Below are 909 nucleotides of genomic sequence, written 5' to 3'. Positions count from 1 at the left end.
GAAAAGTCTGTGAAAGCCCAGAAAACCGCCTTTGAAGACCCTGTGAAAAAAATCAATCCAAAAGTTCAATTGACTCCAAAATCAGCCAAAAATAACCAAAAAAGCAAAAAAGATTTTCACCTATTGATGATTATCTATTTTTAGAGGCAATATATACTTATTAATCAAATAGTTATATTATTTTTTTAATGTAAAAAGATTTTCATATCGATTTTTCATATTAAAGAGGCATTAAGCTGTATCTTATTTAGTTTCTGGATGTGCATTTTCAGCCTCTATTTGACGCTTTAAATGCAATTTTAGAAGAGGTAAAATAAGCTCGATTTCTTCCGTGTCGTTGATGTCTTGAACAAGCTCTTGCAACTTTATACAAAGTTCCGCCGCGCGTTCCGCTATATCTTCAGGAGGGATCTTTATATTTGCATCGCGATAGGTTGTATAAGCTATGCGACCAAGCTTTTTCATGAGACCAGCAGGGATAGTTTGTGGTTTAAAACCTGCTGCTTTCGCTTTTGCCATGTCACTAAACATTTCACCTTCACCCGTAACGAGCCATTCCACAGATATACCGCAAACATTTTTGTAAATTACCAACATTGATACAGGTGGTTCGCGCAAACCAGTTTCATAATTACACATAGTACTTTCAGGTGCTGCAAGATGTTCAGCAAATTGCTTACGCTCTGTGAAACCAAGGGCGCGTCGCACTTCACATAGCCGCTTTGCTAGTTCTGTTTTAGGTTCTTTTTTAGGGCGTGCCAAAAATGCTCCTTATTCATATTTAGGTTCGTTTTAAATTACAGGATTTTAAAAAGAGATTTCCCCATTCATCTTAGAGAGGCATTAAGCCGTATTTTGTGTAGTTTCTAGATGTACTCTTTCAGCCTCTATTTGACGCTTTAAATGAAT

Annotated in this window: 1 protein-coding gene; it reads right to left on the bottom strand. The window is 36.4% G+C overall.

The genetic code is table 11. The features are described 5' to 3' along the window. Positions 1-243 precede the first annotated feature (243 nt). Positions 244-762: a helix-turn-helix domain-containing protein gene (locus tag ACFIJL_RS09645; RefSeq protein ID WP_375624498.1), complete on the bottom strand. Its 519-nt coding sequence runs from the start codon at positions 760-762 to the stop codon at positions 244-246. Positions 763-909: the final 147 nt, after the last annotated feature.

The organism is Bartonella sp. TT119HLJHH (assembly GCF_042193385.1).
GTDB lineage: Bacteria > Pseudomonadota > Alphaproteobacteria > Rhizobiales > Rhizobiaceae > Bartonella.
This window is presented reverse-complemented; position numbering and strand designations above follow the sequence as displayed.